Source organism: Rubidibacter lacunae KORDI 51-2 (assembly GCF_000473895.1).
In the GTDB taxonomy this organism is placed as follows: domain Bacteria; phylum Cyanobacteriota; class Cyanobacteriia; order Cyanobacteriales; family Rubidibacteraceae; genus Rubidibacter; species Rubidibacter lacunae.
The window spans coordinates 100542-126584 of the sequence record NZ_ASSJ01000070.1; the positions used below are offsets into that span (position 1 = coordinate 100542).

22 protein-coding genes are annotated in these 26043 nt (G+C 57.2%); 10 read left to right on the forward strand and 12 right to left on the reverse strand.

What is annotated here, in order from left to right; genetic code table 11:
• The first annotated feature begins 351 nt into the window (after positions 1 to 351).
• Positions 352 to 4368 (forward strand): magnesium chelatase subunit H, encoded by a 4017-nt coding sequence (locus KR51_RS12230; protein WP_022608182.1) that lies wholly within the window; start codon positions 352 to 354, stop codon positions 4366 to 4368.
• Between the two features lie 414 nt (positions 4369 to 4782).
• Here the strand turns inward: KR51_RS12230 and KR51_RS12235 are convergent, their stop codons facing one another.
• Complete coding sequence (locus tag KR51_RS12235; protein ID WP_022608184.1) at positions 4783 to 5187, reverse strand: PadR family transcriptional regulator; 405 nt, start codon at positions 5185 to 5187, stop codon at positions 4783 to 4785.
• A 352-nt stretch (positions 5188 to 5539) separates the two neighbouring features.
• Between KR51_RS12235 and KR51_RS12240 the strand changes: the two genes are divergently transcribed.
• The gene (locus tag KR51_RS12240) at positions 5540 to 6115 is read left to right on the forward strand and encodes a DUF3611 family protein (protein WP_022608186.1); all 576 of its coding nucleotides are present in this window, start codon (positions 5540 to 5542) and stop codon (positions 6113 to 6115) included.
• Positions 6116 to 6211: 96 nt separating this feature from the next.
• Positions 6212 to 7495: a serine--tRNA ligase gene (serS, locus tag KR51_RS12245; protein WP_022608188.1), complete on the forward strand. Its 1284-nt coding sequence runs from the start codon at positions 6212 to 6214 to the stop codon at positions 7493 to 7495.
• 52 nt (positions 7496 to 7547) lie between these two features.
• Here the strand turns inward: serS and KR51_RS12250 are convergent, their stop codons facing one another.
• Positions 7548 to 8678 carry a quinone-dependent dihydroorotate dehydrogenase gene (locus KR51_RS12250; protein WP_022608190.1) on the reverse strand — a complete coding sequence of 377 codons (1131 nt, stop codon included), beginning with the start codon at positions 8676 to 8678 and terminating at the stop codon, positions 7548 to 7550.
• A 258-nt stretch (positions 8679 to 8936) separates the two neighbouring features.
• Here KR51_RS12250 and KR51_RS17620 point away from each other — a divergent pair, with 258 nt between their 5' ends.
• Both KR51_RS17620 and KR51_RS12260 read left to right on the forward strand, forming a co-directional pair.
• Positions 8937 to 10367 carry a polysaccharide deacetylase family protein gene (locus tag KR51_RS17620; protein WP_022608192.1) on the forward strand — a complete coding sequence of 477 codons (1431 nt, stop codon included), beginning with the start codon at positions 8937 to 8939 and terminating at the stop codon, positions 10365 to 10367.
• Positions 10368 to 10610: 243 nt separating this feature from the next.
• Entirely contained in the window at positions 10611 to 11105 is a 495-nt protein-coding gene (locus KR51_RS12260) for a Fur family transcriptional regulator (protein WP_022608194.1), read from the forward strand.
• Between the two features lie 102 nt (positions 11106 to 11207).
• Here KR51_RS12260 and KR51_RS12265 read toward each other — a convergent pair whose 3' ends face one another.
• The gene (locus tag KR51_RS12265) at positions 11208 to 12257 is read right to left on the reverse strand and encodes a fatty acid desaturase family protein (protein WP_051358190.1); all 1050 of its coding nucleotides are present in this window, start codon (positions 12255 to 12257) and stop codon (positions 11208 to 11210) included.
• A 178-nt stretch (positions 12258 to 12435) separates the two neighbouring features.
• Here KR51_RS12265 and KR51_RS12270 point away from each other — a divergent pair, with 178 nt between their 5' ends.
• Positions 12436 to 13221: a YdcF family protein gene (locus tag KR51_RS12270; protein WP_022608198.1), complete on the forward strand. Its 786-nt coding sequence runs from the start codon at positions 12436 to 12438 to the stop codon at positions 13219 to 13221.
• A 353-nt stretch (positions 13222 to 13574) separates the two neighbouring features.
• Here the strand turns inward: KR51_RS12270 and KR51_RS12275 are convergent, their stop codons facing one another.
• Together KR51_RS12275 and KR51_RS12280 are read right to left on the reverse strand one after the other, a co-directional pair.
• Positions 13575 to 14387: a peptidoglycan-binding protein gene (locus KR51_RS12275; protein ID WP_022608200.1), complete on the reverse strand. Its 813-nt coding sequence runs from the start codon at positions 14385 to 14387 to the stop codon at positions 13575 to 13577.
• Positions 14388 to 14855: 468 nt separating this feature from the next.
• Positions 14856 to 15905: an aromatic ring-hydroxylating oxygenase subunit alpha gene (locus KR51_RS12280; protein WP_022608202.1), complete on the reverse strand. Its 1050-nt coding sequence runs from the start codon at positions 15903 to 15905 to the stop codon at positions 14856 to 14858.
• Positions 15906 to 16452: 547 nt separating this feature from the next.
• On the opposite strand from KR51_RS12280, the gene KR51_RS12285 reads away from it, so the two are divergent.
• Positions 16453 to 16971, forward strand: coding sequence for a hypothetical protein (locus KR51_RS12285; protein WP_156915103.1), 519 nt, complete (start codon positions 16453 to 16455; stop codon positions 16969 to 16971).
• A 9-nt stretch (positions 16972 to 16980) separates the two neighbouring features.
• On the opposite strand, the gene KR51_RS12290 is transcribed toward KR51_RS12285, so the two are convergent.
• The 3 genes from KR51_RS12290 to KR51_RS12300 form a co-directional block, all read right to left on the reverse strand.
• Positions 16981 to 17481, reverse strand: coding sequence for a ferredoxin (locus tag KR51_RS12290; protein WP_022608204.1), 501 nt, complete (start codon positions 17479 to 17481; stop codon positions 16981 to 16983).
• Complete coding sequence (locus KR51_RS12295; protein ID WP_022608206.1) at positions 17482 to 17868, reverse strand: DUF1257 domain-containing protein; 387 nt, start codon at positions 17866 to 17868, stop codon at positions 17482 to 17484.
• An 89-nt stretch (positions 17869 to 17957) separates the two neighbouring features.
• Positions 17958 to 18170 (reverse strand): DUF2997 domain-containing protein, encoded by a 213-nt coding sequence (locus KR51_RS12300; RefSeq protein ID WP_022608208.1) that lies wholly within the window; start codon positions 18168 to 18170, stop codon positions 17958 to 17960.
• Between the two features lie 245 nt (positions 18171 to 18415).
• Here KR51_RS12300 and bioU point away from each other — a divergent pair, with 245 nt between their 5' ends.
• Positions 18416 to 19417, forward strand: coding sequence for a (S)-8-amino-7-oxononanoate synthase BioU (gene bioU / locus KR51_RS12305; protein WP_022608210.1), 1002 nt, complete (start codon positions 18416 to 18418; stop codon positions 19415 to 19417).
• Between the two features lie 64 nt (positions 19418 to 19481).
• On the opposite strand, the gene KR51_RS12310 is transcribed toward bioU, so the two are convergent.
• From KR51_RS12310 to pgeF, 4 genes are all read right to left on the reverse strand, one after another.
• Entirely contained in the window at positions 19482 to 20048 is a 567-nt protein-coding gene (locus tag KR51_RS12310; protein WP_051358200.1) for a L,D-transpeptidase, read from the reverse strand.
• A 255-nt stretch (positions 20049 to 20303) separates the two neighbouring features.
• The gene (locus KR51_RS12315; RefSeq protein WP_022608214.1) at positions 20304 to 20798 is read right to left on the reverse strand and encodes a hypothetical protein; all 495 of its coding nucleotides are present in this window, start codon (positions 20796 to 20798) and stop codon (positions 20304 to 20306) included.
• Positions 20799 to 21415: 617 nt separating this feature from the next.
• Positions 21416 to 22012 (reverse strand): signal peptidase I, encoded by a 597-nt coding sequence (lepB, locus tag KR51_RS12320; RefSeq protein ID WP_022608216.1) that lies wholly within the window; start codon positions 22010 to 22012, stop codon positions 21416 to 21418.
• 100 nt (positions 22013 to 22112) lie between these two features.
• A complete protein-coding gene (gene pgeF / locus KR51_RS12325; RefSeq protein ID WP_022608217.1) occupies positions 22113 to 22952 on the reverse strand; it encodes a peptidoglycan editing factor PgeF in 840 nt (279 codons plus the stop codon).
• Positions 22953 to 23070: 118 nt separating this feature from the next.
• On the opposite strand from pgeF, the gene KR51_RS12330 reads away from it, so the two are divergent.
• Both KR51_RS12330 and KR51_RS17625 read left to right on the forward strand, forming a co-directional pair.
• Positions 23071 to 23877 carry a biotin--[acetyl-CoA-carboxylase] ligase gene (locus tag KR51_RS12330; protein ID WP_198016772.1) on the forward strand — a complete coding sequence of 269 codons (807 nt, stop codon included), beginning with the start codon at positions 23071 to 23073 and terminating at the stop codon, positions 23875 to 23877.
• 134 nt (positions 23878 to 24011) lie between these two features.
• The gene (locus tag KR51_RS17625) at positions 24012 to 25964 is read left to right on the forward strand and encodes a M23 family metallopeptidase (RefSeq protein WP_051358191.1); all 1953 of its coding nucleotides are present in this window, start codon (positions 24012 to 24014) and stop codon (positions 25962 to 25964) included.
• Positions 25965 to 26043 lie beyond the last annotated feature (79 nt).

Consider the following 26043-nt stretch of genomic DNA (forward strand, 5'->3'; position numbering starts at 1 on the left):
AATAAATGTAAAAAAATGTCTCGCTCAATTTGTCAATTTGTTTCGCTTGATGGCAGTTTCGTCAAGGGTTAGCGCCTTGTTTGATACAAAACACAAGTGTGCCATGCGGGCATGCGAACGCGTCCAGTGGATTCATCCCGATCGATAGCCAAGTTTGCAAAATGCAAGCCTTTGAGCTTTTCGAGACACTGCGATCGCAAGTTGCATGTCGTTTAGTGTTTGCTCGCCCTGACCGAACTGGGACCGTCCGCTGTCGCCTTGCTTTTACGGAGCGTGCCGCGGGGATCGAGCCGCTGGCCTCGCTGTGTTCGCCAGTCTCTTCCCGTCCCGAGCTAAGGAGTTAAACGTTAAATGTTCACTCGCGTCAAGTCCACCATCCGCCACATTGCCCCCAGCGATCTGCAGGGACGCAGCCTCGTCAAGGTGGTCTATGTCGTGCTCGAACCGCAATACCAAAGCGCGCTCTCGGCTGCCGTTTGCTCTATAAATGCCTCGCATCCTCATCTCGCATTCGACATTCGCGGTTATTTAATCGAGGAGCTGCGCGATCCAGGAAACTATGACGATTTCCAGAGCGCGGTCGCCGAGGCTAACCTGTTCATCGCCTCATTAATTTTCATCGAAGACCTCGCCGAAAAGGTTGTAGCTACCGTGCAACCGCACCGCGATCGCCTGGACGCAGCGGTGGTGTTCCCCTCGATGCCGCAAGTGATGCGCCTCAACAAACTCGGGAGCTTTTCGATGGCACAGCTCGGGCAGAGCAAGAGTGCGCTCGCCCAATTTATGCGCAAACGCAAGGAAAAGAATGGCAGCTCGTTTGAAGAGGGCATGCTCAAGCTCTTGCAAACGCTGCCGAAGGTGCTGAAGTACTTGCCGATCGACAAGGCCCAGGACGCCCGCAACTTCATGCTCTCTTTTCAATATTGGCTGGGCGGTTCTCCGGATAACCTGGGGAACTTCCTACTGATGTTGGCAGACAAGTACGTCCTGCCGAGCGATCGCAGCAATCGCGCTGCCAAGGGTGCAGCTGGCACAACCGTCGATTACGCCGATCCGGTCGTCTACCCGGATATGGGCATCTGGCATCCGCTCGCGCCGACGATGTTTGAAGACATCAAGGTTTACCTGGATTGGTACCAGAAGCGTTCGGACATCCGCGATGAGTTGAAAGATCCGCTGGCACCCTGCATCGGCTTGGTCCTGCAGCGCACGCACCTGATCACCGGCGACGACGCACACTATGTGGCTATGGTCTCTGAATTCGAGTCCATGGGCGCGCGGGTGCTGCCAGTGTTTGCTGGCGGACTGGATTTCTCCAAGCCGGTCGATACATACTTCTATGACACGGCGGCTAAGGGTGTCGAACCGATCGCGATTGTCGATGCGGTCGTCTCGCTTACGGGCTTTGCTTTGGTCGGCGGTCCCGCCCGTCAAGATCATCCCAAGGCGGTTGCCGCGCTCCAGCGCCTGAACCGACCCTACATGGTGGCGCTGCCGCTCGTGTTTCAAACTACTGAGGAATGGGAAGATAGCGAACTGGGCTTGCACCCGGTGCAGGTGGCGCTCCAGATTGCTATTCCCGAATTGGATGGCGCGATCGAGCCGATCGTGCTCTCCGGTCGCGACGGCGCTACCGGCAAAGCGATCGCGCTGCAGGACCGCGTCGAAGCCGTGGCCGGACGGGCGCTGAAGTGGGCGCAACTGCGTCGCAAGCCCAAGTGCCAGAAGAAGGTCGCCATTACTGTTTTCAGCTTTCCGCCCGACAAAGGTAACGTCGGCACGGCCGCATACCTGGACGTGTTCGGCAGTATTTACGAGGTGCTGAAAGGACTGCGCGACAACGGCTACGACGTCTGTGACTTGCCCGAGTCACCCGCCGCGCTGATGCAAGCCGTAATTCACGACGCGCAGGCGCAGTATGCCAGCCCGGAGCTGAACGTTGCCTATCGGATGTCCGTCCCCGAATACGAACGTCTGACACCTTATGCCGAGCGCCTGCAAGAGAACTGGGGACCCCCGCCAGGGGAACTCAATACCGACGGCGAGCATTTACTGGTCTACGGTCAGCATTTCGGCAACGTCTTCATCGGGGTTCAACCCACCTTTGGCTATGAGGGCGATCCGATGCGCCTGCTGTTCTCCCGATCGGCCTCGCCGCACCATGGCTTCGCAGCCTACTACACTTACTTGGAGCAAATCTGGCAAGCAGACGCCGTCTTGCACTTCGGAACCCACGGGTCGCTGGAGTTCATGCCCGGCAAACAGATGGGTATGTCCGGCGAGTGCTACCCGGATAACCTGATCGGTTCGACACCTAACATCTACTACTACGCCGCCAACAATCCCAGTGAAGCCACGATCGCCAAGCGCCGCAGCTATGCCGAAACGATCTCGTATCTGACGCCGCCTGCGGAAAATGCCGGACTTTACAAGGGTTTGCAGGAACTGAACGAACTGGTCGGCTCGTACCAAACCTTGAAAGACTCCGGACGGGGGGTGCAAATTGTCGACGCGATCGCCGATAAGTGCCGCTTGGTGAACCTCGATCGCGACATCGAGCTGCCCGCGGGAGATGCTAAAGATCTCAGTCGCGAAGACCGCGACGCGCTCGTCGGCAAGGTCTACAAGCAGCTGATGGAAATTTCCTCGCGGCTGCTGCCTTGCGGCCTGCACGTCATCGGCCGGCCGCCGTCGGCGGAAGAGGCGATCGCCACGCTGGTCAACATTGCCAGTCTAGATCGCGAGGAAGAAGGCATCATTGCCTTGCCGCGAGCGATCGCAGACAGCTTAGATCGCGACATCGAAGAGATCTACCGCAACAACAACCTCGGGGTCCTCGCCGACGTGCAGCTTCTGCGCGAGATTGGCGATGCAGCCCAAGCCGCAATCGGCGCGATGGTTAGCGCTCAAGCCGACGACGACGGTCGCGTGTCCCGCGTAGCCAAACTCAACTTCTTCGGCCGGGGCAAGACAGAACCTTGGCTGACCGCCCTCCAGGCGTGCGGTTTCGATCGCGTCGAGCGTGAGGCGATCGCGCCGCTGTTCGAGTACCTGGAGTTTTGCCTCGAGCAAATCGTTGCCGACAACGAACTCGGCGGATTGCTGTGTGCGCTGGAAGGCGAATATGTATTGCCCGGACCCGGCGGCGACCCGATTCGCAACCCGAACGTATTGCCCACCGGCAAGAACATCCACGCCCTCGATCCGCAGTCGATTCCGACTGCGGCCGCGGTGAAGTCCGCGAAGATCGTGGTCGATCGCCTGCTGGACCGGCACCGCGATGCCAACGACGGCGCGTATCCGGAGACAATCGCTTCAGTGCTCTGGGGAACGGACAACATCAAGACCTACGGCGAGTCCCTGGCACAGGTTCTCTGGTTTGTCGGTGTCAAGCCCGTGCCGGACGCACTCGGTCGCGTCAACAAAGTGGAGCTGATTTCTCTCGAAGAGCTGGGTCGCCCGCGCGTGGACGTAGTCGTCAACTGCTCCGGCGTCTTCCGCGACCTTTTCGTGAACCAGATGGCGTTGCTCGATCGGGCTGTGAAGATGGCTGCAGAAGCCGACGAACCCCCAGAGCTGAACTACGTGCGCAAGCACGCCCAGCAGCAGGCTGAGGAAATGGGCGTCAATATCCGCGAAGCAGCAACGCGCGTGTTCTCCAACGCCTCCGGTTCCTACGCCTCGAATGTCAACTTAGCCGTGGAAAACAGTTCTTGGGAAAACGAGTCCGAGCTGCAGGAAATGTACCTCAAGCGCAAGTCCTTTGCCTTTTCTGCCGACAACCCCGGCATGATGGAGCAGAACCGCGGGCTGTTCGAGTCAGCTCTGAAAACTGCCGACGCGACATTCCAAAACTTGGATTCCTCTGAAATTAGCCTCAGCGACGTATCGCACTATTTTGACTCCGACCCTACCAAAGTCGTGCAGGGCTTGCGCGGCGACAGTGCCAAACCGGCTGCTTACATCGCCGATACGACGACAGCAAATGCTCAAGTGCGATCTCTTTCAGAAACCGTGCGCCTGGATGCCCGCACCAAATTGCTCAATCCCAAGTGGTATGAAGGGATGCTGAACCACGGCTATGAGGGGGTGCGCGAGCTATCGAAGCGCTTGGTGAACACGATGGGTTGGTCCGCTACGGCCGACGCGGTCGATAATTGGGTGTACGAGGACGCCAACGACACCTTCGTTGCCGACGATGCTATGCGCGATCGCCTGATGAACCTCAACCCGCACTCGTTCCGTCGGATAGTGACGACGCTACTGGAAGCCAACGGACGCGGTTACTGGGATACTAGCGATGACAACCTCGATCGCCTGCGGGAGCTATACCAGCAGATTGAAGATCGCATCGAAGGTGTCGAGTAGATGAGGGAACTCTCTGTCGAGATTGAGGCGTGTTGAGACCGAAGTCGACGAGATCGATATAACGTTGCACGAGAGGCGCGAGCAATCGCGCCTCTCGGATTTAATGCGGGATCCTGTCGGAGCATCGAATCATCTCGCTCGCAATATTGGTCGCGCCAAAGCAAGGGTCATTTTCCTGGGCGATCGTGTCATAGTCACACGCTAGTCTCGTCTGCAATCGGGATCGCCTCGGTGCTAGGAAAGTGCAAAAAAATGTCTGTGTTTCGACCGATTTAGGGCTTCAACGATCTAACGTGCTTGAACATACCTATCTGTTCTCAACAAGTCCCGATTGAGCCCGCTTATTGTGAAAACCTAGACGAGCTTGCGAGTATGCGATTGCATTACTTGCTTACACAAAAAACCTGACACCCCTTAATTCGTCTCTCTTCCAAGGCCGATGGCATATTTCTTTGGTTCACAACCGGTGTGTTCCGAGATGTAAGACTGCCAAAGGCATGCGAGTTCTTCGGCACGCTGGCGGGCACCCGGGCAGATCTGATACATTCGCCGCGGACGTCCGCGCCCGACAAGCTTCTTCCAGTACCCGGAGATCGTGCCAGATTCTTCAAGAAACTTCAGTGCTCCGTAGAGTACCGTGTCGGAGAGGCGATATCCCGGTGTTGTTCGCTCCAGAAGCTCGATCAGTTCGGTACCGTAAGACTCACCACGCAGCAGAACATCTAACACGTAACATACGGCCAACTCTCTGTTTAGATATGTAGGTGGTGGGCAGTGAAAGAAACGGTAAATGTCCTCGAAGTCCATTGTCTGGTTCATGAAACTTTCTAGTTAACAGCGAGTCGCACGAGTAACAAACGATTGTTCAGATGAGTTTGGTTTCTTTTTTACCATAGCCGCGTTTACCAGAAGATAGCAGACGTAGCGGCCTACAGCAAATCGACGCTTCCATCAATTGCCCGTGGTTTCAAGAAATACTCGTAACAAGCTTAATTGTGGTATTATTATATGGATTTTGTCTGTTGATGAAATCCAGAAGCGATCGCGATGTTCGTCACTGCATGTTATGGATCGAGCACACCACCCTTTGGGAGCACCCCCTCACGATCCACGCAGCGAATAAGCTCAGTGACTAGAATAGGGGGGTCGATTTTTGCTTCGCGCTCGCGCCATGTTTGAACCGAGAGTGCAGAATGCTCTACCGCCGGCCGTTCAGAAGGCGTCGTCGTCATTGAGATGGGCGGGACGGATCGGACTGTGGGTGCAAGCGGTGCTGGGCGTGGTGTCAGCTTCGACCTTGGTGATTTTGGCAGCGTTTTCGCCCGAGTTTTCGGATGCCGAGGGCGGTAATCCCGGGGCAGCTGCAGCCATCTTCTTTGCGCTGGGCGGTGTTGCCGCACTAGCGATCGCGACTTACATGAGTTTTCGGTATACGCGCCTCTCGGGAATGCTGTTGTTTGCCGAGCCGGGAGATCGTCCGAGTCGCGGGCGAGTAATCGGGCTGCTGCAGTTTGGAGCGATCGTGAATTTGGTCGGCCTGTTGCTCACTGTTTTGGGCGCACAGGCGATCGTCGGCATAGTGCTCATCAAATCACTGACGCAGCCCCAGCTTGTCATCGGTGCCGATCCAAAGCAGTTCGTAAACTCGGCTGACTTGCTAATCATTCAGTCAAATGTCAATACAATTGCCGCGCATTCGGTCGGACTGGCAACCGAGCTATGGTCGATCGCCCGGATGACTCGGTAGTTCGGCAGCGGATCGCACTGAAGGCACGCAACGGATTATCCTTACAGACGGAACAGACGTAGTAGACGGAATTCGCTCTGGGAGGACCGCCGATTCGTGCTCGACCTGAAATCGATCCGAGACAATCCAGATCGCGCGCGGGAGTACTTGAACCGCCGCGGGCCGGGGTACGACTTGCAGCCGCTGCTCGATCTCACCGCAGAGGTACAGCAATTGGAAACTGCTCGTTCTCAGCTGCAGGCCCGCAGTAACGAGATTGGGAAAGCCGTCGGGCAAAAGATTCAGAGTGGCAGCGATCCAAAAGGGGCGGAGATCGCGGCTATGAAAGATGAGGGTAATTTCCTCAAGGCACAAATCGGCGGCATGGATCCGCAAGTCAAGGCGCTGGAGGAGCAGCTGCGCGATCGCTTATTGCAGCTGCCGAACTTACCAGATAAGTCTACCCCGGTCGGCAAAGACGAAACCGAGAATGTGGAGGTACGGCGCTGGGGCAACGAGTATTTACCCGATCCATCGGCAGCATCGTTGCCCCATTGGGAGATCGGCCGAAAACTGGGGATTTTGGATACCGAGCGCGCGGTGAAAGTGGCCCAAAGCCGCTTTGTCAGTCTGGTCGGGGCTGGAGCAGCTCTCGAACGAGCCTTGATCAACTTTATGCTCGATCGCCAGATTGCAGCCGGATATGTGGAGGTGATCCCACCGGTGCTGATCAACAGTGCCGCGCTGACGGGAACGGGACAGTTGCCGAAATTCGCGGAGGAAAGCTTTCAATGTCGCGATGACGATCTGTGGCTTGCACCGACAGCGGAGGTCCCAGTTACGAACTTGTACCGCGAGGAGATCCTCAATGCAGCGCAGTTGCCGATCCGTCACTGTGCCTATACGCCCTGCTTCCGACGAGAAGCTGGCAGCTATGGTAAAGACACGAAGGGGCTGATCCGCTTACACCAGTTCAATAAGGTGGAGTTGGTTAAACTCGTGCATCCGGAAACATCTGCGACGGAGCACGAGACCTTGGTGCACGATGCGGAAGCGATTCTGCAGGCTCTGAAGTTACCGTATCGGGTCTTAGAGCTGTGCTCGGGCGACTTGGGCTTTTCGGCAGCAAAGTGCTTCGACCTGGAAGTGTGGTTGCCGTCGTCGGGATCGTATCGGGAGATTTCGAGCTGCTCTAACTTTAAGGATTTTCAGGCGCGGCGCGCGCGCATTCGCTTCAAGGAGCCCGGTAAGAAGGGGACCCAGTTCGTCCATACGCTCAATGGATCGGGACTGGCGATCGGACGGACGATGGCTGCAGTGTTGGAGAATTACCAGCGCGCGGATGGAACGGTCGCAGTGCCGGAGGTGCTGCAACCGTATCTGGGACGGGAGACGCTCTAACGATCGCGCTCCGAGACGCGCTGACCGGCAACGGGAGATCGTCGTCCCGAAGCTAGGTCGATTGTGTGCCCACAGCGGCGGCAATTGTATCGAAGTCGCTTGTCTCCAGCCGTTCCGACAGCCCGCCGAGCACCCGGCGTGCCTGCCAGGGACCTTCGTAAATCCAGCCGGTATAAACCTGCAGCAAACTTGCACCTGCAAGGATCTTTTCCCACGCATCCTCAGCAGTGAAGATACCGCCAACGCCAACGATCGGCAGCGTGCCCTTGGTTTGTTGGTAGATGAAGCGGACAACCTCCGTTGCTCGATTTCGTAACGGCTGACCGCTAATGCCGCCGGCTTCGTCGTCGACGGATTTGCCCGTGGCGGTCAGAACCCTGGTCTGCAGGTTATCGCGGCGGACGGTCGTATTTGTTGCAACGATTCCGGCTAACCGGTAAGTCCTTGCCAACTCCAGCACTTCGGCGATCGCGTCATCGCTCAGATCGGGAGCTATTTTTACCAGCAGGGGTTTAGCGACTTGGTTTTCCTGCTGAACGGCATCGAGCACGCGCGCGAGTTGGGTGGCATCTTGCAACGTTCGCAACCCCGGCGTATTTGGCGAACTGACGTTGATGACGAAGTAGTCGCCTAGCGATCGCAGCTGCCGGAAACTGGCGGCGTAGTCCCCTGCTGCGGCCGCCAGCGGCGTAATCTTCGACTTGCCGAGGTTGATGCCTAAGGGAATTGACGGGGAGTCGGGGCGAAACTGCTTTAGGCGCTCGGCGAGTGCGGCGCAACCGCGATTATTAAAGCCCATGCGGTTGAGGGCCGCGCGATCGCTGGGGAGACGAAACAAGCGGGGTTTTGGATTGCCGGGTTGCGGGTGCTGGGTCACAGTACCGAGTTCGGCGAACCCGAAGCCAAAGGCGTGCCAGATCCCGGGCGCAATGCCATTTTTGTCGAACCCTGCCGCTAGCCCAAATGGATTGGGGAACTGCAATCCCCACAGGGTTTGGGTAAGGCGCTCGTCGCGGTAGCCGAAGGTCCGTTCTAATTGCTCGATTGACCAGCGACCGATGACGCGATCGTGGTGGCGTTGCAGACGATCGAGCACCTCGAAGCTGCAGTTGTGCAGCCACTCGGGGTCAACCTTGATGCCCGAAAACAAAATCGGCCGTAGCAAAGACGTATAGAGATCCACTGGCAACGATCCACTAAAAGTTCACCGCACTCGGGTTACCATCCGGAGTGTCCCCGACCCGAACGACGGCTCGGCAGAGGGCGTCAGTTCGCTTCCAGTATGCGGCGATCGCACCGGGAAGATCTCTACACCCCATCCGGAAACCAAAATCTCCCTTAAGCTTCTCTGCGCGAGGCGTTGGCTCGCCTATGCTCCACGCAGGTGGCTGCGGGCAGATGGACTGTAAACCGATATCGATCCGGCAAGGAAGGTAGCGTGATGCGATCGGCTAGGCAACAGGGTATACGCACGCGCATTCCCCCGTGGAGCAAGCGCATCCTCGCGCTTGGAGCTGTCTGCATAGCGATCGTCGCAATCCTAGTAACTCAACCGCACTGGGCGGTGCGCCCGCTCGCTCCGTTCATTTGCCCGAGCGCGATCTACGCCTTCGAGACCGATACCCCCGCGATCGCCCTGACCATTGACGACACGCCTAACGCCGATCCAGCAATCACTACAGCGATTTTGGACTTGCTCGCTGCCGAGCACGTCCGCGCGACGTTTTTCGTAATTGCCGATAACATCACCCCTGCCAACCGCCCGCTCCTCAAGCGCATGGCGACCGAGCATGAGATCGGCAACCACCTTGCTACCGACAACCGCAGCATCGCCCTTGGATCGGCGGCATTTGCTGCCGAAGTCGAACGGTTCGAAGTTGGTCTAGCCAATTTAAGCCACCCTCGCTGGCTGCGCCCGGGCGGCGGCTTCTGCGATCGGGTCATGGCTGAAATTGCCCGCGATCGCGGCTACGAGCTCGCCCTTGCCTCCGTTTGGCCTTACGACACCTTCGGTTTACTGTCCCAACGCCGCTGGTTTCCGGCGTTCGCAACCTGGCAACTGGGGTGGGGCGATCGCTCGGGCGCGATTCTCGTCCTTCATGACGGAGGCAAGCGCGGCGCTCAAACGCTAGCAGTGCTGAAGCAGGTACTCGCACAATTTGAGGATAATTACCGCTTCGTCACGCTTTCCGACCTCGCTGCGGCAAGTAACAGCAAGGTTGAAGTCGCCACCGAACCCCTTCCCAACTGGTTGGAATTTTACTACCGCCGTCTTCTACTAGGGGTCATTACCCCTCCACCGAGCTCGGCGTGGCGCGGGCTGGTCCTTTTCGTTTGGTTGCCCGCCGCGGGCGTCTGGCTGTGGCTCGGGTTTCGCTCGGGATGGCTGACTGTCGAACTTGCCATTCCTAGAGGCCGCGGGCTTTCCAGCATTGGGTTTTTTCTCTGGACGCCGATCCGCGTTTTCTTCGTACCGTCCTTTGCTGAGGAATGCCTGATGCGCGGGCTGTTGCTTCCCAGTGCTGCCGAACTCGCTAACGGCGCGATCGCCGCACCGACTGCCGCGCAACTGTTCGCCCAATGCCTTGGCAGCCTGGCAATTTATGTCTTTTCCCATCCGCTAGTTGGAGCTCTCATCGATCGATTGAGTCGCAACCCGGATTCAAATTACGGCGCGACGTTCCGGCAGCCCGTCTTCCTCGTATCCGTGGCGGTGCTCGGGAGCGCAAGCACGGTTACTTTTCTCGAAACCCATTCGCTCTGGCCGCCAGTGCTGATTCACGCACTCGTCGTTTCTATCTGGCTGCTTTTTCTCGGCGGCGATCGACAACTTAATGGCAAGCCTCGGTTCAAGCAAGTGCGATCGATTTAGTCGCCGCATCAGACTGTGCATTAGACTGCGCGCGGAAACCGTCTACACAAGACATAATTCAGCAACCGGTTGCATCTCTTCCAAATCGATCTTTTTACCGATTGACTGCCGTTACCTTGAAAGCTAGGGCAGTGGTTGGAAAACAATTGATTAGGCTAAAGTGGTAATGACTATGACTATCAACCATCCTTAACCCAGGTTGCGAACCGGTGGCAAACGCCAGCGACATTTCAACATCCCGATATGGATAACGCCCGCCCATCCTCCCAAAGTAAAACCGTTCCGGAGCTCGGCCGCCAGCCGATTCGCACTTTTGAAGCCGCGATCGACCGCTGTCGGGAGTTGGGAATGCGTCTGAGCCGCCAGCGGCGGTCGATCTTGGAGCTATTGTGGCAAACTGAGGAGCACTTATCGGCCCGCAGTATTTACGATCGCCTCAACCAGCAGGGTCAAGATATCGGACACACGTCGGTTTACCAAAATCTCGAAGCACTGTCTAGTCACGGCATTATCGAATGCGTCGAGCGTTGTGACGGTCGCCTCTACGGACACGTCAGCGATGCTCACAGCCACGTCAACTGCACGACCACCGGTCAGATTTATGACGTCAACGTCGAGTTACCCGCCGAGCTAATCCGCCAAGTCGAAGCACAAACCGGCGTAAAAATTTCCGAGTATCGCGTCGACTTCTACGGCAGTACCGTACAAGCAATTGCACCTGACGGCTCCACCCGATAGCGCTTGCCTCCGCACCTGCCTCAGTCCGGTTGAGCGAGCAATTGGCATTTGTTTACCCAAAGCTAGGAGAACCCGTTGCCCGCAGTGCTTTGAAGAGTTCTCCTATTTGTTTTCGCGATCGCGCAGTCGGAGTTCGACCTCGGCAACGCGCACGAGACGCTGGCTTTCTGCATCCCACAATCCGAGATGGGCGCAGCTTGCGAAGCTCTCTCGCAGGGAAATGTGACGGACGTTGCGCAGCTCGGCATGCGCAGCAAAGCATTTCGCGATCCGATAATTGGGCACGCGGCTGCAGGCGTGATGAATGTGGTGGATGTTGTTGTAGAGCGCGCACCACTCTAACACCTGCGGGAGCGCATAGTACGAGCAGCTTTCCAGGCACGCCGTTGCATAATCCCAACGTTCCGATGGCTGCAGAGACGTGTCTTCATATACGTGCTGGATATAAAAGATCCAGACGCCCGCCGCTGACGTGAAAACAACAATTGGCAACTGCACGAGTAGGAAACTTTGAACGCCCACGATCGCTATCATCATCGCCCACAGCAACGCAATCGCGAGGTTAGTGTTGCGGACGTTTCGGCGCTCTTTCAACCAATCGCGCGGGATGTGGTAGGTCAGACGTTGGAGCACGAGAAACTTTATTGTGGAGCCGAGCCCGAACATGATAAAGGGGTTTTGGTATAGCCGATAGCGCCATCGCGCGCCCGTGGTCATGCGCTCGTATTCGGCAACTGTTTTAATCGTGATGTACCCCATCTCTCGATAGTCGAGGTTGCTGACATGGGCGTGGTGGTAGGCGTGAGATCGCTTCCAGTAGTGATAGGGCGTGATCGTCAGGACGCTACAAACCAAACCCAGCGTTTCGTTCGCGATCTTCGAGCGAAAAAATGAGTTGTGTCCGCAGTCGTGCTGGATGCCGAAAACGCGTAACAAACAACCCGATGCAGCAATCGTATAGAGCAGAGTTAGCCCGTATGCCAGTGGGAACGTCAAGCGCAAGCTGGCGATGGCGAGCAGCCAAAATACTGCAAATGGTAATAGGGTGTTGGCAACTTGCAGCCAAGCGGCCCGATCGTCTGGCTGTCCGTAGGTAGCAAGGAGCGCGCCAATCTCGCGTTGAACTTCAGGAATAGCGGTGGTGCCAGTCATCGTCTCGGGGATGGGGGGGGGGGGCAGCAGCAGTCGAGCTGGGTGGAGATCGCACGACCTTAACATTACTTAACATACCACCCAGAAATCTCCTCTAGGGCAGCCGCTGCAAGCAATCGCTGCAAGGGTATGATGAGGTCGCCCTTGGTGTTATCTCAAGAAGTACGCGATCGCTGCGATGTTTTTGTTTCTATCAAAGCTGTTGCCGCTATTCGTGTATCCGGTGGGTCTGGCCTGCGTGCTCTTGGGAACCACCCTGCTGCTTGCGTGGTTCAAGTCGCGTTGGCTGCCGGTACCGGTTGCGCTGGCACTGGTGGTGTTATTGCTGGGCGGCAATACATGGGTTAGCACGGCGTTGGTGCGTTCCCTGGAATGGCAATACGAGCCGCTGCTCGAACCCCCCATTGTCGACGCGATCGTGGTGCTGGGCGGCGCGCTCAAGGGGAGTCCCGTGCCAGGGACTAGTTACGATCTGACCGATCGCAGCGATCGCATCTTGTACGGCGCGCAGCTTTATCGAGCGGGCAGAGCTCCAACGATCGTCGTCTCTGGCGGCAGGATTGCATGGCGTGGCAATTCGATTCCGGAGTCGCACGATATTGTGGCTTTATTGAGTGCGTTGGGCGTGCCCACGAGTGCTGTCATCGAGGAGCCCGAATCCCTTAATACCCACGACAATGCTGTTTATACGGGTCGTATACTCGAAGCTCGTAACATCGAGCGCGTGCTGCTGGTGACCTCTGCCGCACATATGCCGCGCGCCGTCGGCACATTTCGCAAGCAGGGCATCGATGTCATTCCCGCGCCGACGGACTTCAACGTCGATCGATCGCCGTTGCCACCGGCAAGTCTTCGCGAAGCATTGCTGGCAACGCTACCCGATGCAACATACCTGGCTGCAACCACAGGGGCGATGAAAGAATACTTAGGGGCAATTATCTACCGGTTGCTCGGTTGGTTGTAGCGGTGGCGATCGCGTTAGTTCGGGAACGCAAACAGGGCGGTCTTTTCTATGGAAGAGCTTATAGAGAGCAGGACTTACGCAAAGCCATCACGAATGATGGATTGTCGTTTGAGTTGCTCGTTTCGGTGGTCGGGTAGCAAACCTTACTTCAGCTGATACACCGTTTGCCCAGTTCAATCAACAATCTCCTTCAACCGCACCCATCCAGCAGGGCGCAAGCAATACTGAATATGTTTTCTTATGTTTCTGTTCTTTGCTAGCGTCAATCGCGGCTAAAACACCGACTCAAGATTTCGCCAATCGCTCCTTGCTCGCTCCATCGGCATACATTAGCTAATCCCAATTACCAAAATTCACCCCCCATCGCTTGTAACTGCGGTCGGTGTGTCGTAATAGAGCGTAGTACTGGAATCATGCAGCGCTGACTGGGTGCGGCAGCCGGCAACACCATCGGCAACCAAGCCGCGGTCGCTTTGAAACGCCTCGACTGCCTCCTGTGTCCCCAAACCGTAGATACCGTCGGGTCGATCTTTGAGGTAACCCAAGGTTTGCAGTCGGTTTTGCAAGGTTGCTACAGACTCCCCACGACTGCCGCGTCGGAGCAACTTGTTGCAAATAAAGCGCGCGGTTTCGGCGCGATCGCCTTCGTCGAGTACTACTACTGCCGGAGTTTCTGGAACGTCTGCTATGGAAGGCAAGGTTTGCTTTATGCGCTTGACACCCAAGAAACCAGCAGAAAAACACGCAATGGCAACCCCGACGTAGCCCAGACTCCAAGGCCAAGTTCTTTCAGTTGCGGGAGCGCTCATGCCAGCTCCACGCTTGGAGACGCGCTTCGATTCGTTACGCGGGTAATACTGACCGCTCGGCGTACGCCCCAAGGTTTTGGGATCGTTCACCAAGATATGCCCCCTCTGTCGGAAACGCTCAAACCAATACCACTCGCGCAGAGCCAGTTGGCGATCGCTAGATTTGGGTAGCAACTCCAGCACGGAAACCTTGGCGCGACCGATGTCGATAATGATGCTCGATCGGCACGCGGAGTTGTTGAGATGTTGGCGAAGGCGCTGGCGGATATTATCGCTCAACCCGATATAGCTCACCCGCCCGCGATAAATCCGGTAAATGCCACGTGCGGCGGGAAGCGCTTCAAGATCGATCGCCATGGGTGTTTGAGAAGGTGCTGTGACTTCAAGGACTCCAACTGCATGTTGCCGGATAGAGCCCGAGCTGGGTTCAGCTGACATTAACGACAATTCAGTACCGGCACGAGGGCCCTGCCTGCAAAACTCGTCTACCGAAGCGGACGCTTCACTCAGATCGAGATCGAGAAACGCCAGCGGAGTCTTGTTTCCAGATTACGTCAAACCCGTCTTTACACACCAAATCTAGAGCGGGACTCATCCAGCGCCAGCCTCGAGACCGATCGGTGCAGGTTTATTGTGGGGACGGCACAAGCGAGCTCCCCCCGATAGAAAATGGGTCGCTTCAGATTGGGTCGGGGGGAAGACCATGCAGTTAGCAACACAAGGCGATTGACAACATAAGTTCCGCCGGTCCGATCCACAACAGTGAGGGTTTCAAAGCAAAACACCCCCTCATCAACTGTTTTCCCACTTTGTGCCCCTTGTCAGTCAACTCCGCCACTTGAGCACTTGCGTTTTCACTGGGTTTACGAAGGGACGCTGTTCGGCGATCGCGCGATTGTGTTCGGCTTTAATCTGGAAGTACCAACGGGCTTGGGTATCGGCATCTTTAACTAACAGTAAAGCCGGATCGAACTTGAGCCTGGTTTGCTGATCGATCAACATCTGACGATCTTGTTGGAGGAACGCACGCGTCAGCGGCAACAAGATTGGTTTGAGCAGACCGAACCAAGGAATTGTGGTGTAAAACAGGGTCGTTACTTCTGTTTCCTCCTCCGAGATCGGGGTAATCGTTGTTAGGTTGCAAATATGGTTTTGCTGCGTAATGACTTGCTCGACACGAATCCCCGGAAGCTGGAAATCGATCTCTACTTCTGGTTCTCGACCGGCGATTTGGTAGACGAGATTGTTGCGTTGCAAGCGATGGCGGCGCATCGTAAAACCGCGAGGTCTAGGATCGAACGTCTTTACTTCATCAGCCAAGGTCGGGTCCGCACGCCACCACCATGATCGGTGTACGAACGGAACGTGTGCGGGGTCCATGAGACCGACAACAGCATGATCCACCGCACAGGGAAACCGCATGACGGCTAAAGCTTGAAATGAGCGATCGCCAAAGTGTGGGACTTGAGGCGCTGGCATCTCTGGGATTGCCTCGCCCTTAGCGGAAGATGGCATGTAAATCCAGATATTGCCCTGAGTTTCTCTAACCGGATACGCGCGAACTCGGAAGCGCTGCAAGTCAGTGTCCTGGTCCTCAAGGAGTGCTGGAATTGCCGTGCATCGTCCTTGCGGATCGAAGCGCCAGCCGTGATAGCAACATTCGATTTCCAGACCGGTGAAGCGACCTTTACTGAGAGGAACGGCGCGATGAGGACAGATATCGCGGAGGGCAAAAGCCTTGCCCGCGCGATCGCGTCCGAAGAGAATAGGTTCGTTGAGGAGGGTTTTAGCTAGAGTTTTGCCCGATCTTAATTGGTGGCTCGGTAGAGCGTAGTACCACAGGTCTCGCAGGAATGGTTGGTTCTTTTTCTCCATGTACGCTGACGCTCTCTGAAGAGGAAATAATAGTTCAACCGTCTTTCGACGAACAAATAGCTGCGTTCGTGGTCTGCCCCACCCGTGACTAGGAGATGTAGTGTATAAACGAGCTCTTTAAAAAATTCAGTCGTTGCGATCTCTTCCCTGACGCGATCCTCCCTGACTTGGATGTGGGGCATTTTCAACTGGTGTTCGATCTGCCCTCTAACAATTTCCCTTAATAAAAATACGCTTTCCCTTATTAAAATACGCTTTGCAGGTGGTTGAGATTGTTGAGCTGGGGCACGGATTTGCGCGTGCAGTGCATGTTCCTGTGCTGGAAGATGGATTTTCGCACCCTTCAGGTTGGATTATAAAGGTGCCCTGCCCTATAAACCCAAAACCATCGATCTGGTTCGAGACGTGCGGCGACTGCCCTTAGCGACGCTTTTAGGCATACCAGCCCGAAGCGCGCCCCGAAACCTTCTTCAGCTTCGTTAGCTTGCAAAACAACAATTTTCTGATAAACGGGACGTTCCTACCCTATTTATTAAAGCGAATACCCTTGCACGCTCATTATTTTGAGGTGCAGGATTATGAGGTGCAAGCGATCGCCAACGGCATCCAGGGAGCGGTGATTCCCCGCCAGGGGGACGAGTTTGGCTACGTCGCCGTGCTGTGGGGCGGAACGATGACGGCTGGCGATCGCAAGCGGCTCGAGCAATGGCAGCCAGACAATCCGACGGATACCGGCGTCTTCTCAATACCCATTCGATTGAGCCCCGTGCCGTCATCAGATCGCTTTACGCGCGGTGTCTACTGCGAAAGCCTTCATCCAGCTTTGGAGCAGCCGCCGCTCTCGAGCCCCCTGCGATCGCTCCCCATATCGGCCCGAGATTTACCCTGTCCGGGTGGCTACGTGTTTTCACTAGGATCGTTCGTTAATTGCGATCGGCAGGCTAGCTGTCAAACTGCCTTGTGTAGAGAAAACACCATTGAATTGAGCGGAAGTGCAATATTTTTCCGTGCTGAGTTCGCACCAAACCAAACCGGCAGAGAATGCCTGCAGATTAGAAAAAATTGAGATCGTGGATTAGGTTGCCTCCATACGGCGGCGTCGTTTGCGTTGCTGTTTGCGGCCCCACTCCTGTTGCCTGTGTGCCAGGGTACCGGAATTGGCTGGAAAACCGACCGTACGTAAGACCTGGTGCTCGCGCTCGGCTTCCAGATAGCCCAGTTCGGTGTAATCCACCCAGTGGATGCAGTCAACCGGGCAGGTATCGATCGCCTCTTGCACCAATGCATCCGGGTCGCCGTCCTGCCGAATGGCTCGGGCCCGCCCGTAGTCGGGCTGAATGTAAAACGTATTTGGAGCTGTATGGGCGCAGTGCCGACAGCCAATACACGTGAGCTCGTCTACATAGACGCCCTTCTGACGGTGCTCGCCGCCAAGCTCCGGCTCAAACCCCGAACGCTCGTGCAGATCGCGGAAAATGCCGCCTAGTTCGGGCTCTAATCCCGTGCGTTCCTCCGTCGAGTTGGTTTGCAATGCAAATACTAAGTCGGTGGGTGTCTCCGAGGCACCATCAGCCATTTAAGCACCCCAACGCTGGACGACTAGGCGGACCGAACCGTCTTCGCATTGCTGCTGCTCGGCAACTTGGAATCCCTGCTTGCTAGTCTCGTTCAGCACCGTCTGCAGGGCGTAGCGCTGCGTTACGCGGTTGAGGAAACCGTTAATCGACCAGGGCTGCTGCCAATACTGCAGGTCAGCAACCAGCTCGTACTCCTGTCCATTCCAGCGAAAACCAATGTCAAACTGGTTTGCCTGCGCGATGGCGAGATCCGCTACCTGGGTTTGTCCCTGGTAACCGCGCACTTGTTGCGGACCGGCTTTCCATTCAATGCCAAGATCGGTTAGCGCCGTTTGCAATGCCGACAGGTTGCGAATCTGAGTTTTGATTTGGCTGAAGTGAGACATGACGTGCCCTGACTACCTTGGTGAAAACTAAATGCGCGTAAACTTTACGCAAACCCAGTACAACAAACGATACTAAAACGCGAGCAAGTTCACCACGTCCGCGCCTGGGCGCTAACGCTGGGGCTTGCCGGCTGTTCGGCCCGGGTATAATAATCGCTTGTTTGCTCCTGAGCGACGACGCGACCGAGCTGAGCTTCAATCGCAGCGGTCACTTCAGAACAGGACGCGCCTACGATACCTGTCACTTTTTCCCGCACTCGGCCGTCGGGATAAATCGTAAATTCCAGCGTTTCTATCGCCATTTTTACTCCCGCGACGCCCACGACCGCGCGATCGCCGCAATATTCGTTTGTGAAGAATCGAGACTCTGCTCGATTTTTGATTAAGTTTCGCGTAACTTCACGCTGCCCGTCAAGCACGGACCGGCTAGAAACGCGGAGCGCTTAACAAACTGAGACAATAGAGATTCGTTGCCGGTTGGGTGTGGCGCATAGAACCGGCAACGGAAGCTGCAGCGATACCGGATAATGAAACCTGCTTGTTTGCAATGGTGGATGTTCTGAACATGGACGCGATCGCGATAGGGATTCTCGGATTTGGCGGTTTGGGGCAGGCAGCCGCGCGGCTGTTGAATCAAAAGCAGGAGCTGCGATGGGTTGCTGCTGCCGATCGAGCGGGATATGCATACGATCCCAAGGGACTCGATACCGACGTTTGTATTGCGGCGACGCGCGAGCGCGGTTCTCTAGGTTCGGTGCCGGAGGTCGGCGCAAGTGCAGCCGATAGTATTGCCGCCTTGCGCGATCGCGCCCGCGTTGACGGATATTTCTTGGCCCTGCCGAATCTCCCCAATACCTTTATGGCTGACGTGGCGCGGGGCTTTATCGCTTCAGGCTGGCGCGGCGTCATGGTGGATGCCCTCAAGCGCACGAGTGCGGTCGAGCAGTTGCTGGAGTTGCGCGCCGACCTGGAGGCCGCAGGCATCACTTACTTAACTGGATGCGGCGCGACGCCCGGTTTGCTTACGGCTGCTGCGGCGATCGCGGCCCAGAGTTACGCTGAAATCCACAACGTGTGCATTACTTTCGGCGTCGGCATTGCCAACTGGGATGCCTACCGCGCCACGATCCGCGAAGACATCGCCCACATGCCCGGCTATAACGTCGAGCGCGCTCGCACCATGAGCGATGCCGAGGTCGAAGCACTCCTCGATGCCACCGATGGCGTCATCAAACTCGAAAATATGGAACATGCTGACGACATTATGCTCGAGCTGGCTGGCGTGTGCCCGCGCGATCGCGTGACGGTCGGCGGCATTGTCGATACGCGCAATCCGCAGAAGCCGCTTAGCACAAACGTGCAAGTGACCGGACGCACGTTCGAGGGCAAGATTTCGACGCACACCTTCACACTCGGCGACGAAACTAGCATGGCAGCCAACGTCTGCGGACCGGCATTTGGCTACCTTAAAGCAGCCGTCGCCCTGCACCGACGCGGCTGGTATGGACTGCACACCGCTGCCGATATTATGCCGCGATTCGCCCGCTAGAACCCTGCAAACACTGCGGCCAAGCACCCGCAACGACTGCACGATCTAAGCTGGTGTCGATCGCCTACGGCTTGACAATGACTGGCGTTCCCACCTCTACTTGCTCGAATAACGCCGCCACGTCGGCATTGCGCATGCGAACGCAACCGTGGGAGACAGGTTGTCCGATCAAGCTTTCATTCGGCGTGCCGTGGAAGCCAATGGAGTCGGTTCCGTCCGTCCAAAATCCGATCCAGCGCCGCCCGAGCGGATTGCCATCGCCTGGTGGGACGACTTCGCCCGTCCAGGGGTGCTCCCATGCTGGATCGACGAGCATCTGGCGCACCTCAAATTCGCCGGTCGGTGTTTCCCAGCCGTCCTTGCCGATTGCGATTGGATAACTCGCCTCCAATTCTTCGTGGCGGTAAAGATACACCCGACGATCGCTCAGGCGAATCACTAGGTGCACTGCCGGCGTGACCGCCGGGAGATATGCATCCGGTTCGCGCAAACCCGGCAGCGATAGGTCCTGCAACCAGTCGGCTGCTGTTGCTACCTCAATGTCCGCGATCGGTCCCGGTGTTGCAGCAAAGGCAGGCAATGACATTCCCAGGAAGGCGATCGCGCCGGTCAACCCGCATCTGCACAGCATGGCATCGATTTTCATAGCCTTATCCATACAACCTTATCTCAATTGACATAGACATTCCGTCAGGCATTTAGGGTCGCGAGCGCCAGCATTTTTCCCAATAACAATACAAAAATCCCTCAACAAATTGCCTTAACAAATTGCCACGCGAACTGACATCGAAGCGAGAACAAAAAACACTTAAAAGGGGCAACGCCTGCTGCGCTGCCCCTCTGGCTCACAGCACAGGGCAGCGAGCGATCGCGACGAAATTAACAATTACCAGAGCGCGCGCACGGGTTCGGGAGCAGCAGCCGGTGCCGGTTCGACGACCGTAGGGGTAGGCTCAAACGTCTCAACAGTTGGGCTCGTCGACCAGAGCTCGGCGTAGAGAGCTTCGCGGCTGGCGAGGTACAAGGCATTTGCCTCTTCATATGTAATCGCCACCACGTCCGTGCCGGTTTCGTCGCTGTAAACTGCTTCAAAAGAGCAGTAGTAGCGCTCGCCTGGAATCACAGCGCTGGGGCTTTCGGTATAGAAAAGTTCGTAAGTCTCGTTGTGGCTGCGCGCAACCACCACCATGTAACCCGGCAGTATCGACGCCTTCTCGACCTTTACGATCGTGCAACGACCGCCGTCAAAATTAGCACCGTCGAAACGTGCTGCGAGCAACATCGAGTTGCTCATAACCGGCTCGCCCACAGCGGGGGCACCCGCTAGGCTCAGGCTAACAGCTAGCGCAGAGCCGGCAATAGCGGCAATAGATTTCAGCATGTTCTGCAATCCTCCTAGGAGTTGAGTTTCCGATCGTCGATTTAAACTCGGTCCACTTAAACATCGGTCAACAACCTGCCACCTTCAAGTCCTCAGAATGTCGTGTAAAATCGTCGATCGCCACCGAACATGCGGAAATCATGACGTTTTTGCTCGATTCTGAATTGGATTCATCAGAATACTAGCATTATTATTTGACTGAGGGAACCCACGATCCCTATTTCATCGTCTGTAACTCTTCAAAAAACCTTCAAAAAATGAGCTCGGATTCGGGTCGGGCAGTTCGACCGCGATGATGAGGGGCAGGGGAGTGAGATCCCCCTTTTCCGATCGCTTCCGCTCGCAACGCCGACATGAGTATCCACTCAAGCGCAATTCGGAGAAAGGGTATCACCGGAGGCGGTTCTGGTTGCGTGTCGTCGCAACCGTTCGCAACTCTCGGGCTCATTCACTAGAAAAGCTCATTCACTAAGAAATCCTTAAAGTTTCTTGAGGATATTGCTGGTGGCAGACGAACAGCCTTTCCAAAGGTTGAGACTGCTCGCTCCTCGGTCTCGGGGGTTCCTAACTTGTCAGCATCCACACCTGCCTGCTTGCCATCCGAGCAGGCAATTTGCCTAGGAGCCCAGCCGCACGCGAATCGGACCGATTCGACTTGGCGGCCAGAAACGGAATACCGCCCGTCCGAGCGCATGGTCTGCTGGTAAGAATCCCCAAATATGGGAGTCGCGGCTATTATTGCGGTTATCGCCCATGACAAACAAGCTTTCCGGGGGCACGACAACCGGTCCGAGCGGATAAGCAGGAGGCTCGGCAATGTAGGCAGATTCGTCTAGCGGGCGACCGTCCAAGAAAACCCTGCCGTTGCGGACGCGCAGGCGATCGCCCTCGATGGCAACTACGCGCTTGATAAAAGCTTGGTCGCTTTCATACCCCTGTTGCTGTAAGAGTGGCGGGGGGGTAAACACGACGATCTCTCCCCGGCGCGGCGGTCGGAAGCGGTAAGAAACTTTCTCGATCACCAGGCGATCGCCAACTTCCAAGGTTGGCAACATCGATTCGGATGGAATGAAGCGCGGCTCGGCAATAAAGGTGCGGATTAACAACGCCAGCACTAAAGCGATCGCGAGCGTCTGAATGTTTTCGCGGAGTGCCCCGCGCGGGGATTTTGGAGCGGGTGGCGGGCCTTCAGATGGGCGATCCTTGGCAGTCATGCGAGTGCGAAACCGGAGAGAAACGCGGAAAGTCGTGCAGGTCGGTGCGCGCAAGCGTCGGCAGGCTTTGAGGTGGATTCCAGTTTAGTTGGATGCCAGCTTAAGCAGATGCCGGCGAGCGGCTGACAATGCCCGACCATTGTACGGCTTTCTTGCGAGTACGCCGATAGGAGAAAAAGCGCTCCGGTTCCTGGTAAGTACAGTGGGGTGCAATGGCAATCCGCTCGGGCGGCAGCCCGAGTTGTAGTAGCTGCAAGGCATTAATGCGCCGTACGTCGAGGCGGGCTTTGTTGGGCTGCGAGTCCGGTAAGACGGGCGGGTCTGGGAGCGCGCGCAGCACGGTTAGCAGGGCAGCCGTCGCACTAGATAACTCTGGAAAGAGACTCGCGCCAACTTCGGCGGCAACGGATGTATCGACCTGATAAACTGCCCCCGCGATTGCCGGACCCATGGCCACCCGCAGGTCATCGAGACGGCTGCCTGCAGCAAGGAAGCGCGCGATCGCGCACGGAAGGATGCGTCGAGCCGTTCCGCGCCATCCAGCGTGCACGGCAGCCGCGCGCCCGGAATTAATATCCGTCACGAGTGCCGGCGTACAATCGGCACTTGCCGTCCACATCGATTGCTGTGGGCGATCGCTCAGCGTGCCATCGGCAGCAGGTAATGCATCAGCGCCAGTTGACTCGTTCGGACGTACCCCAATTTCTGTAGGAGTCAGAATGCTATTGCCGTGAACCTGACGCGTGTGATACGCCGGAACCCCCGGATGTAGCAGGGCTGCGAGAGAGGCAGGCGAGCGACCTTCGGCGTGATGGGTGAAGAACCCGTGATCGAATCCGTCCAGCAAACTGCAGGTCAGGTATGGCACATCTGCAACCTCGCGCCAGTACCAGCGGATATCGAGAGCGGCGGGGGTGGAAATGGCAGTGGGAAGGACCACGGGAACTCCTGAAGTTGCCTGGAGGACTGCGGTTGCTGACATGGTAGTCTACAGCGGTGGCAAGCGGTAGGAGCGCGTGCGGGATATCAGCGTCGGGGATGCAGATCGATTGGAGCCCTTGAGAGCGACTTCTGGAACGTCGCTCGAGGGTTTTGCCGGGGCATCAGTCGAGGTGCTGTTCGGTGGCGACGAGCGCCTTCGATTGTATCGATACGGAACAGTCGCTTCGACCAATCGAACGCTATGGGCTTTGCTGGATGCAGGAGAGTCACTCCCGGCGGCTGTTGTCGCCACCGCTCAAACTGCTGGACGCGGACAGCGCGGGCGGACCTGGCACTCGCACCCCGGCGGGCTGTATCTATCGGTTGCGATTGCCCCGCAATTGCCCCTCCGCGAGCGCTTCATGCTGACTGCAAGCAGTGCTTGGGGGATCGCGTCGGCATTGCGCGATCTCGGCATACCCGCCACGATCAAGTGGCCGAACGACCTGGTGCTCGACGGGCGCAAACTCGGCGGCATTCTTTGCGAAACGCGCGTTCGCACCGACACGATCGCCGTGGCAGTTATCGGCGTCGGTGTTAACTGGTGCAACCCAACGCCGGCCACGGGGATCGATCTCAGCTCGTACCTTGCCGGTTGCGGCAGTCGGGCGGTTGCCTCCCTCGACGATCTAACTCATCTGACCGGCGCGGGCGTGCTAGCAGGTTGGGCCCGCTACAGTGAGGTCGGACTAGAAATCGCACTTGCCGACTATACGCAACTGTGCAGCAGCCTCGGTCGCTCGACCGTCGTGGACGGTCGCATCGGCAAGGTCGTCGGCGTAATGCCAACGGGAGAACTCCGCATCCAATATGGTGATGGGACGAGTCATTGCCTAAAGGAAGTACGGCGATCGCCCGGTACAATCGGTCTCGGTTACGATTAACACAGCTAGCCGGGTTATAATCCTCCGCGCTCATGCGTCTGGTGGTCGGCAGCAGAATACCGGCCGGACGGTCGCTCGGGTTCGTTCGTATGTCAATCGCCATCCCTACAAGAGCTTTTGCAGACAAGGCAGTTATGACTTCGCAACCTTTGCATTGGTCCGCGTCGGTCCCGGCCCGCCGTTGGTTCTTGCGCAGCTTCATTTGGCTCGGCGGGGCCGGTCTCGGTCTCCTCAGCGACAGTGTCGGGATCGCTCAATCTGCTCTAGCACCAGCCTCGAGTGCAACCGAGGCGTTCCAGACTGCCGTTGTAGTTTCGACGCCAGCCCCCGAGTCATTGCTGCCCGATATCAGACCGGCGATCGCCACGGTCGGAACCTCCGCAAGCGACTTGCACGGAACGTCTGGCTGGGCGATCGCGCAGTCATTGCCCGTGACGAATAGCGACGAAGTATCGCTGCCGGACCTGCCGCCATTGGTTCCAGCTGAGCAAAAGGGCGCTGTTGCAGTCGAGCGAGATGCAACGCAGGAGGACTCGAACAGCGCGATTGCCTCGCCGCCCCTACCCGCCGACGCCCCCGAGGTGACCGCAACGGTCGAAGTAACCGTACAGATTCCCAATGCCGTCAGTTTGCCACCATTGGAGCCGATTGCACCGCCGCGCCATTCCTTACCCGCACAATACGAAACGCTTAGGCAGCCACCCGCAACAACCGTAGCCGATGCCCCGGCTGCCGAGGACGGCAAAAACCGCCTTGTCGATCCGGTTCCCTACAGCATCGGCACTACAACTGCCTCTGCACCGACCGTGCGCTTGCGCAATCGCACCACCGGTTGTGAAACCGTCGTCCAGGGAGAAGAGGTAACCCTCAGCTGCGACCCAACCCGCGCGGGCGCATCGGGATTCTCCCCGGAATTGCCACCGCCCCCGGCGTTGCCATCGATCGCCGACCTCGGGCCGGCTGCATCGGGCACTGCAATTGCTAACGTACCCTTACCGGAAGCAATTGCCTTGCCGTCGGACTTGCCGCCGCCGCCCCATGTTGCTGCCGAACTCGAAGCACTGCAATTGCCCGGCAACGGGGATACGGAACTACTGTTTCCTCTGCTGACAGCGGGGTCGCTGAGCTCTAGTTATGGCTGGCGCATTCACCCGATTTTCCATGTGCGCCACTTCCATACCGGTGCGGACTTGGCTGCGCCCTTCGGTACGCCCGTGGTTGCGGCCTACTCCGGTCGCGTAGAGACAGCTGCCGTCAACTCTGGATACGGTTTGCTGGTAACGTTGCGTCATGCCGACAATGCTCAGGAGTCGCGTTACGGGCACCTCAGCTCGGCTTACGTGCGACCAGGCGAATGGGTCGAGCAAGGGCAAGTAATCGGCCGCGTGGGCAGCTCTGGGAATTCTACCGGACCGCACCTGCATTTTGAGTGGCGCATTCGCAAAGACGGACGTTGGGTGGCGGTCGATCCGGGCGCACAGTTGCTGGCTGCCGCTCGGGGGATCTTCATCGATCCGTTGGCGCTGCCCGAGCCGCGATTGCTGGTTGCAAGCGACCTCGTGACAGGTGCTAGCCAAACCATCAAACTCGATAGTGCTCGCACCTCTTGGCTGCAAGTTCCCGATATCAATTCCCTGCGGTTGCAGCTCGAGGCATCGGTTAACCGTCTCTACCACCGTGCTGCCCTGCGCCCGCGCTTGGTCAGCCCGGACCTATCTTTACCCAACGCGATCGCAGCTGCCTTGCCCTGGAACATAGCGCGGCCAGTTTTCCCGCCTCCCGAGGACGTGTCGGCATTCTGGCGCGCGGTAGCAGCCATTACCGATTTGTTCGAGCGCATTCCAGCGATCGCCCTAGAGCCGCAGCGGGTTGAAACCGAGACCTCGCTGCCCAACGCGATTGCTTCGCCGCTTCCAGAACCGCCGAGCGGGCGCTGGGTTGCTGCCGATGACGTCGATCTCAATGCCGATGCCTTGAGGGATGACGCCCTCGACCTAAACTTCCAGTTGCAGCCCCACGAGCGCGCGCGCGCGACTGCCTGGCAACTGGAACCGGAGCGCCTACTCGACCGACCCGTTCTCGACTGAAGCGATCGCCGCCTTCCGATACTTTTTTCCCTTGAGGCTCTTTGGGTACCTGCTTCAGGCACAGCTTTGTCGGTGTGGC

What these genes read in the sequence shown, in the direction of transcription:
- KR51_RS12230 (WP_022608182.1), top strand. Translation starts at nt 352, where the DNA reads ATGTTCACTCGCGTCAAGTCCACCATCCGCCACATTGCCCCCAGCGAT.
- KR51_RS12235 (WP_022608184.1), bottom strand. Translation starts at nt 5,187, where the DNA reads ATGAACCAGACAATGGACTTCGAGGACATTTACCGTTTCTTTCACTGC.
- KR51_RS12240 (WP_022608186.1), top strand. Translation starts at nt 5,540, where the DNA reads ATGTTTGAACCGAGAGTGCAGAATGCTCTACCGCCGGCCGTTCAGAAG.
- KR51_RS17620 (WP_022608192.1), top strand. Translation starts at nt 8,937, where the DNA reads ATGCGATCGGCTAGGCAACAGGGTATACGCACGCGCATTCCCCCGTGG.
- KR51_RS12260 (WP_022608194.1), top strand. Translation starts at nt 10,611, where the DNA reads ATGGATAACGCCCGCCCATCCTCCCAAAGTAAAACCGTTCCGGAGCTC.
- KR51_RS12265 (WP_051358190.1), bottom strand. Translation starts at nt 12,257, where the DNA reads ATGACTGGCACCACCGCTATTCCTGAAGTTCAACGCGAGATTGGCGCG.
- KR51_RS12270 (WP_022608198.1), top strand. Translation starts at nt 12,436, where the DNA reads ATGTTTTTGTTTCTATCAAAGCTGTTGCCGCTATTCGTGTATCCGGTG.
- KR51_RS12275 (WP_022608200.1), bottom strand. Translation starts at nt 14,387, where the DNA reads ATGGCGATCGATCTTGAAGCGCTTCCCGCCGCACGTGGCATTTACCGG.
- KR51_RS12280 (WP_022608202.1), bottom strand. Translation starts at nt 15,905, where the DNA reads ATGGAGAAAAAGAACCAACCATTCCTGCGAGACCTGTGGTACTACGCT.
- KR51_RS12290 (WP_022608204.1), bottom strand. Translation starts at nt 17,481, where the DNA reads ATGGCTGATGGTGCCTCGGAGACACCCACCGACTTAGTATTTGCATTG.
- KR51_RS12295 (WP_022608206.1), bottom strand. Translation starts at nt 17,868, where the DNA reads ATGTCTCACTTCAGCCAAATCAAAACTCAGATTCGCAACCTGTCGGCA.
- KR51_RS12300 (WP_022608208.1), bottom strand. Translation starts at nt 18,170, where the DNA reads ATGGCGATAGAAACGCTGGAATTTACGATTTATCCCGACGGCCGAGTG.
- bioU (WP_022608210.1), top strand. Translation starts at nt 18,416, where the DNA reads ATGGTGGATGTTCTGAACATGGACGCGATCGCGATAGGGATTCTCGGA.
- KR51_RS12310 (WP_051358200.1), bottom strand. Translation starts at nt 20,048, where the DNA reads ATGCTGTGCAGATGCGGGTTGACCGGCGCGATCGCCTTCCTGGGAATG.
- KR51_RS12315 (WP_022608214.1), bottom strand. Translation starts at nt 20,798, where the DNA reads ATGCTGAAATCTATTGCCGCTATTGCCGGCTCTGCGCTAGCTGTTAGC.
- lepB (WP_022608216.1), bottom strand. Translation starts at nt 22,012, where the DNA reads ATGACTGCCAAGGATCGCCCATCTGAAGGCCCGCCACCCGCTCCAAAA.
- KR51_RS17625 (WP_051358191.1), top strand. Translation starts at nt 24,012, where the DNA reads ATGACTTCGCAACCTTTGCATTGGTCCGCGTCGGTCCCGGCCCGCCGT.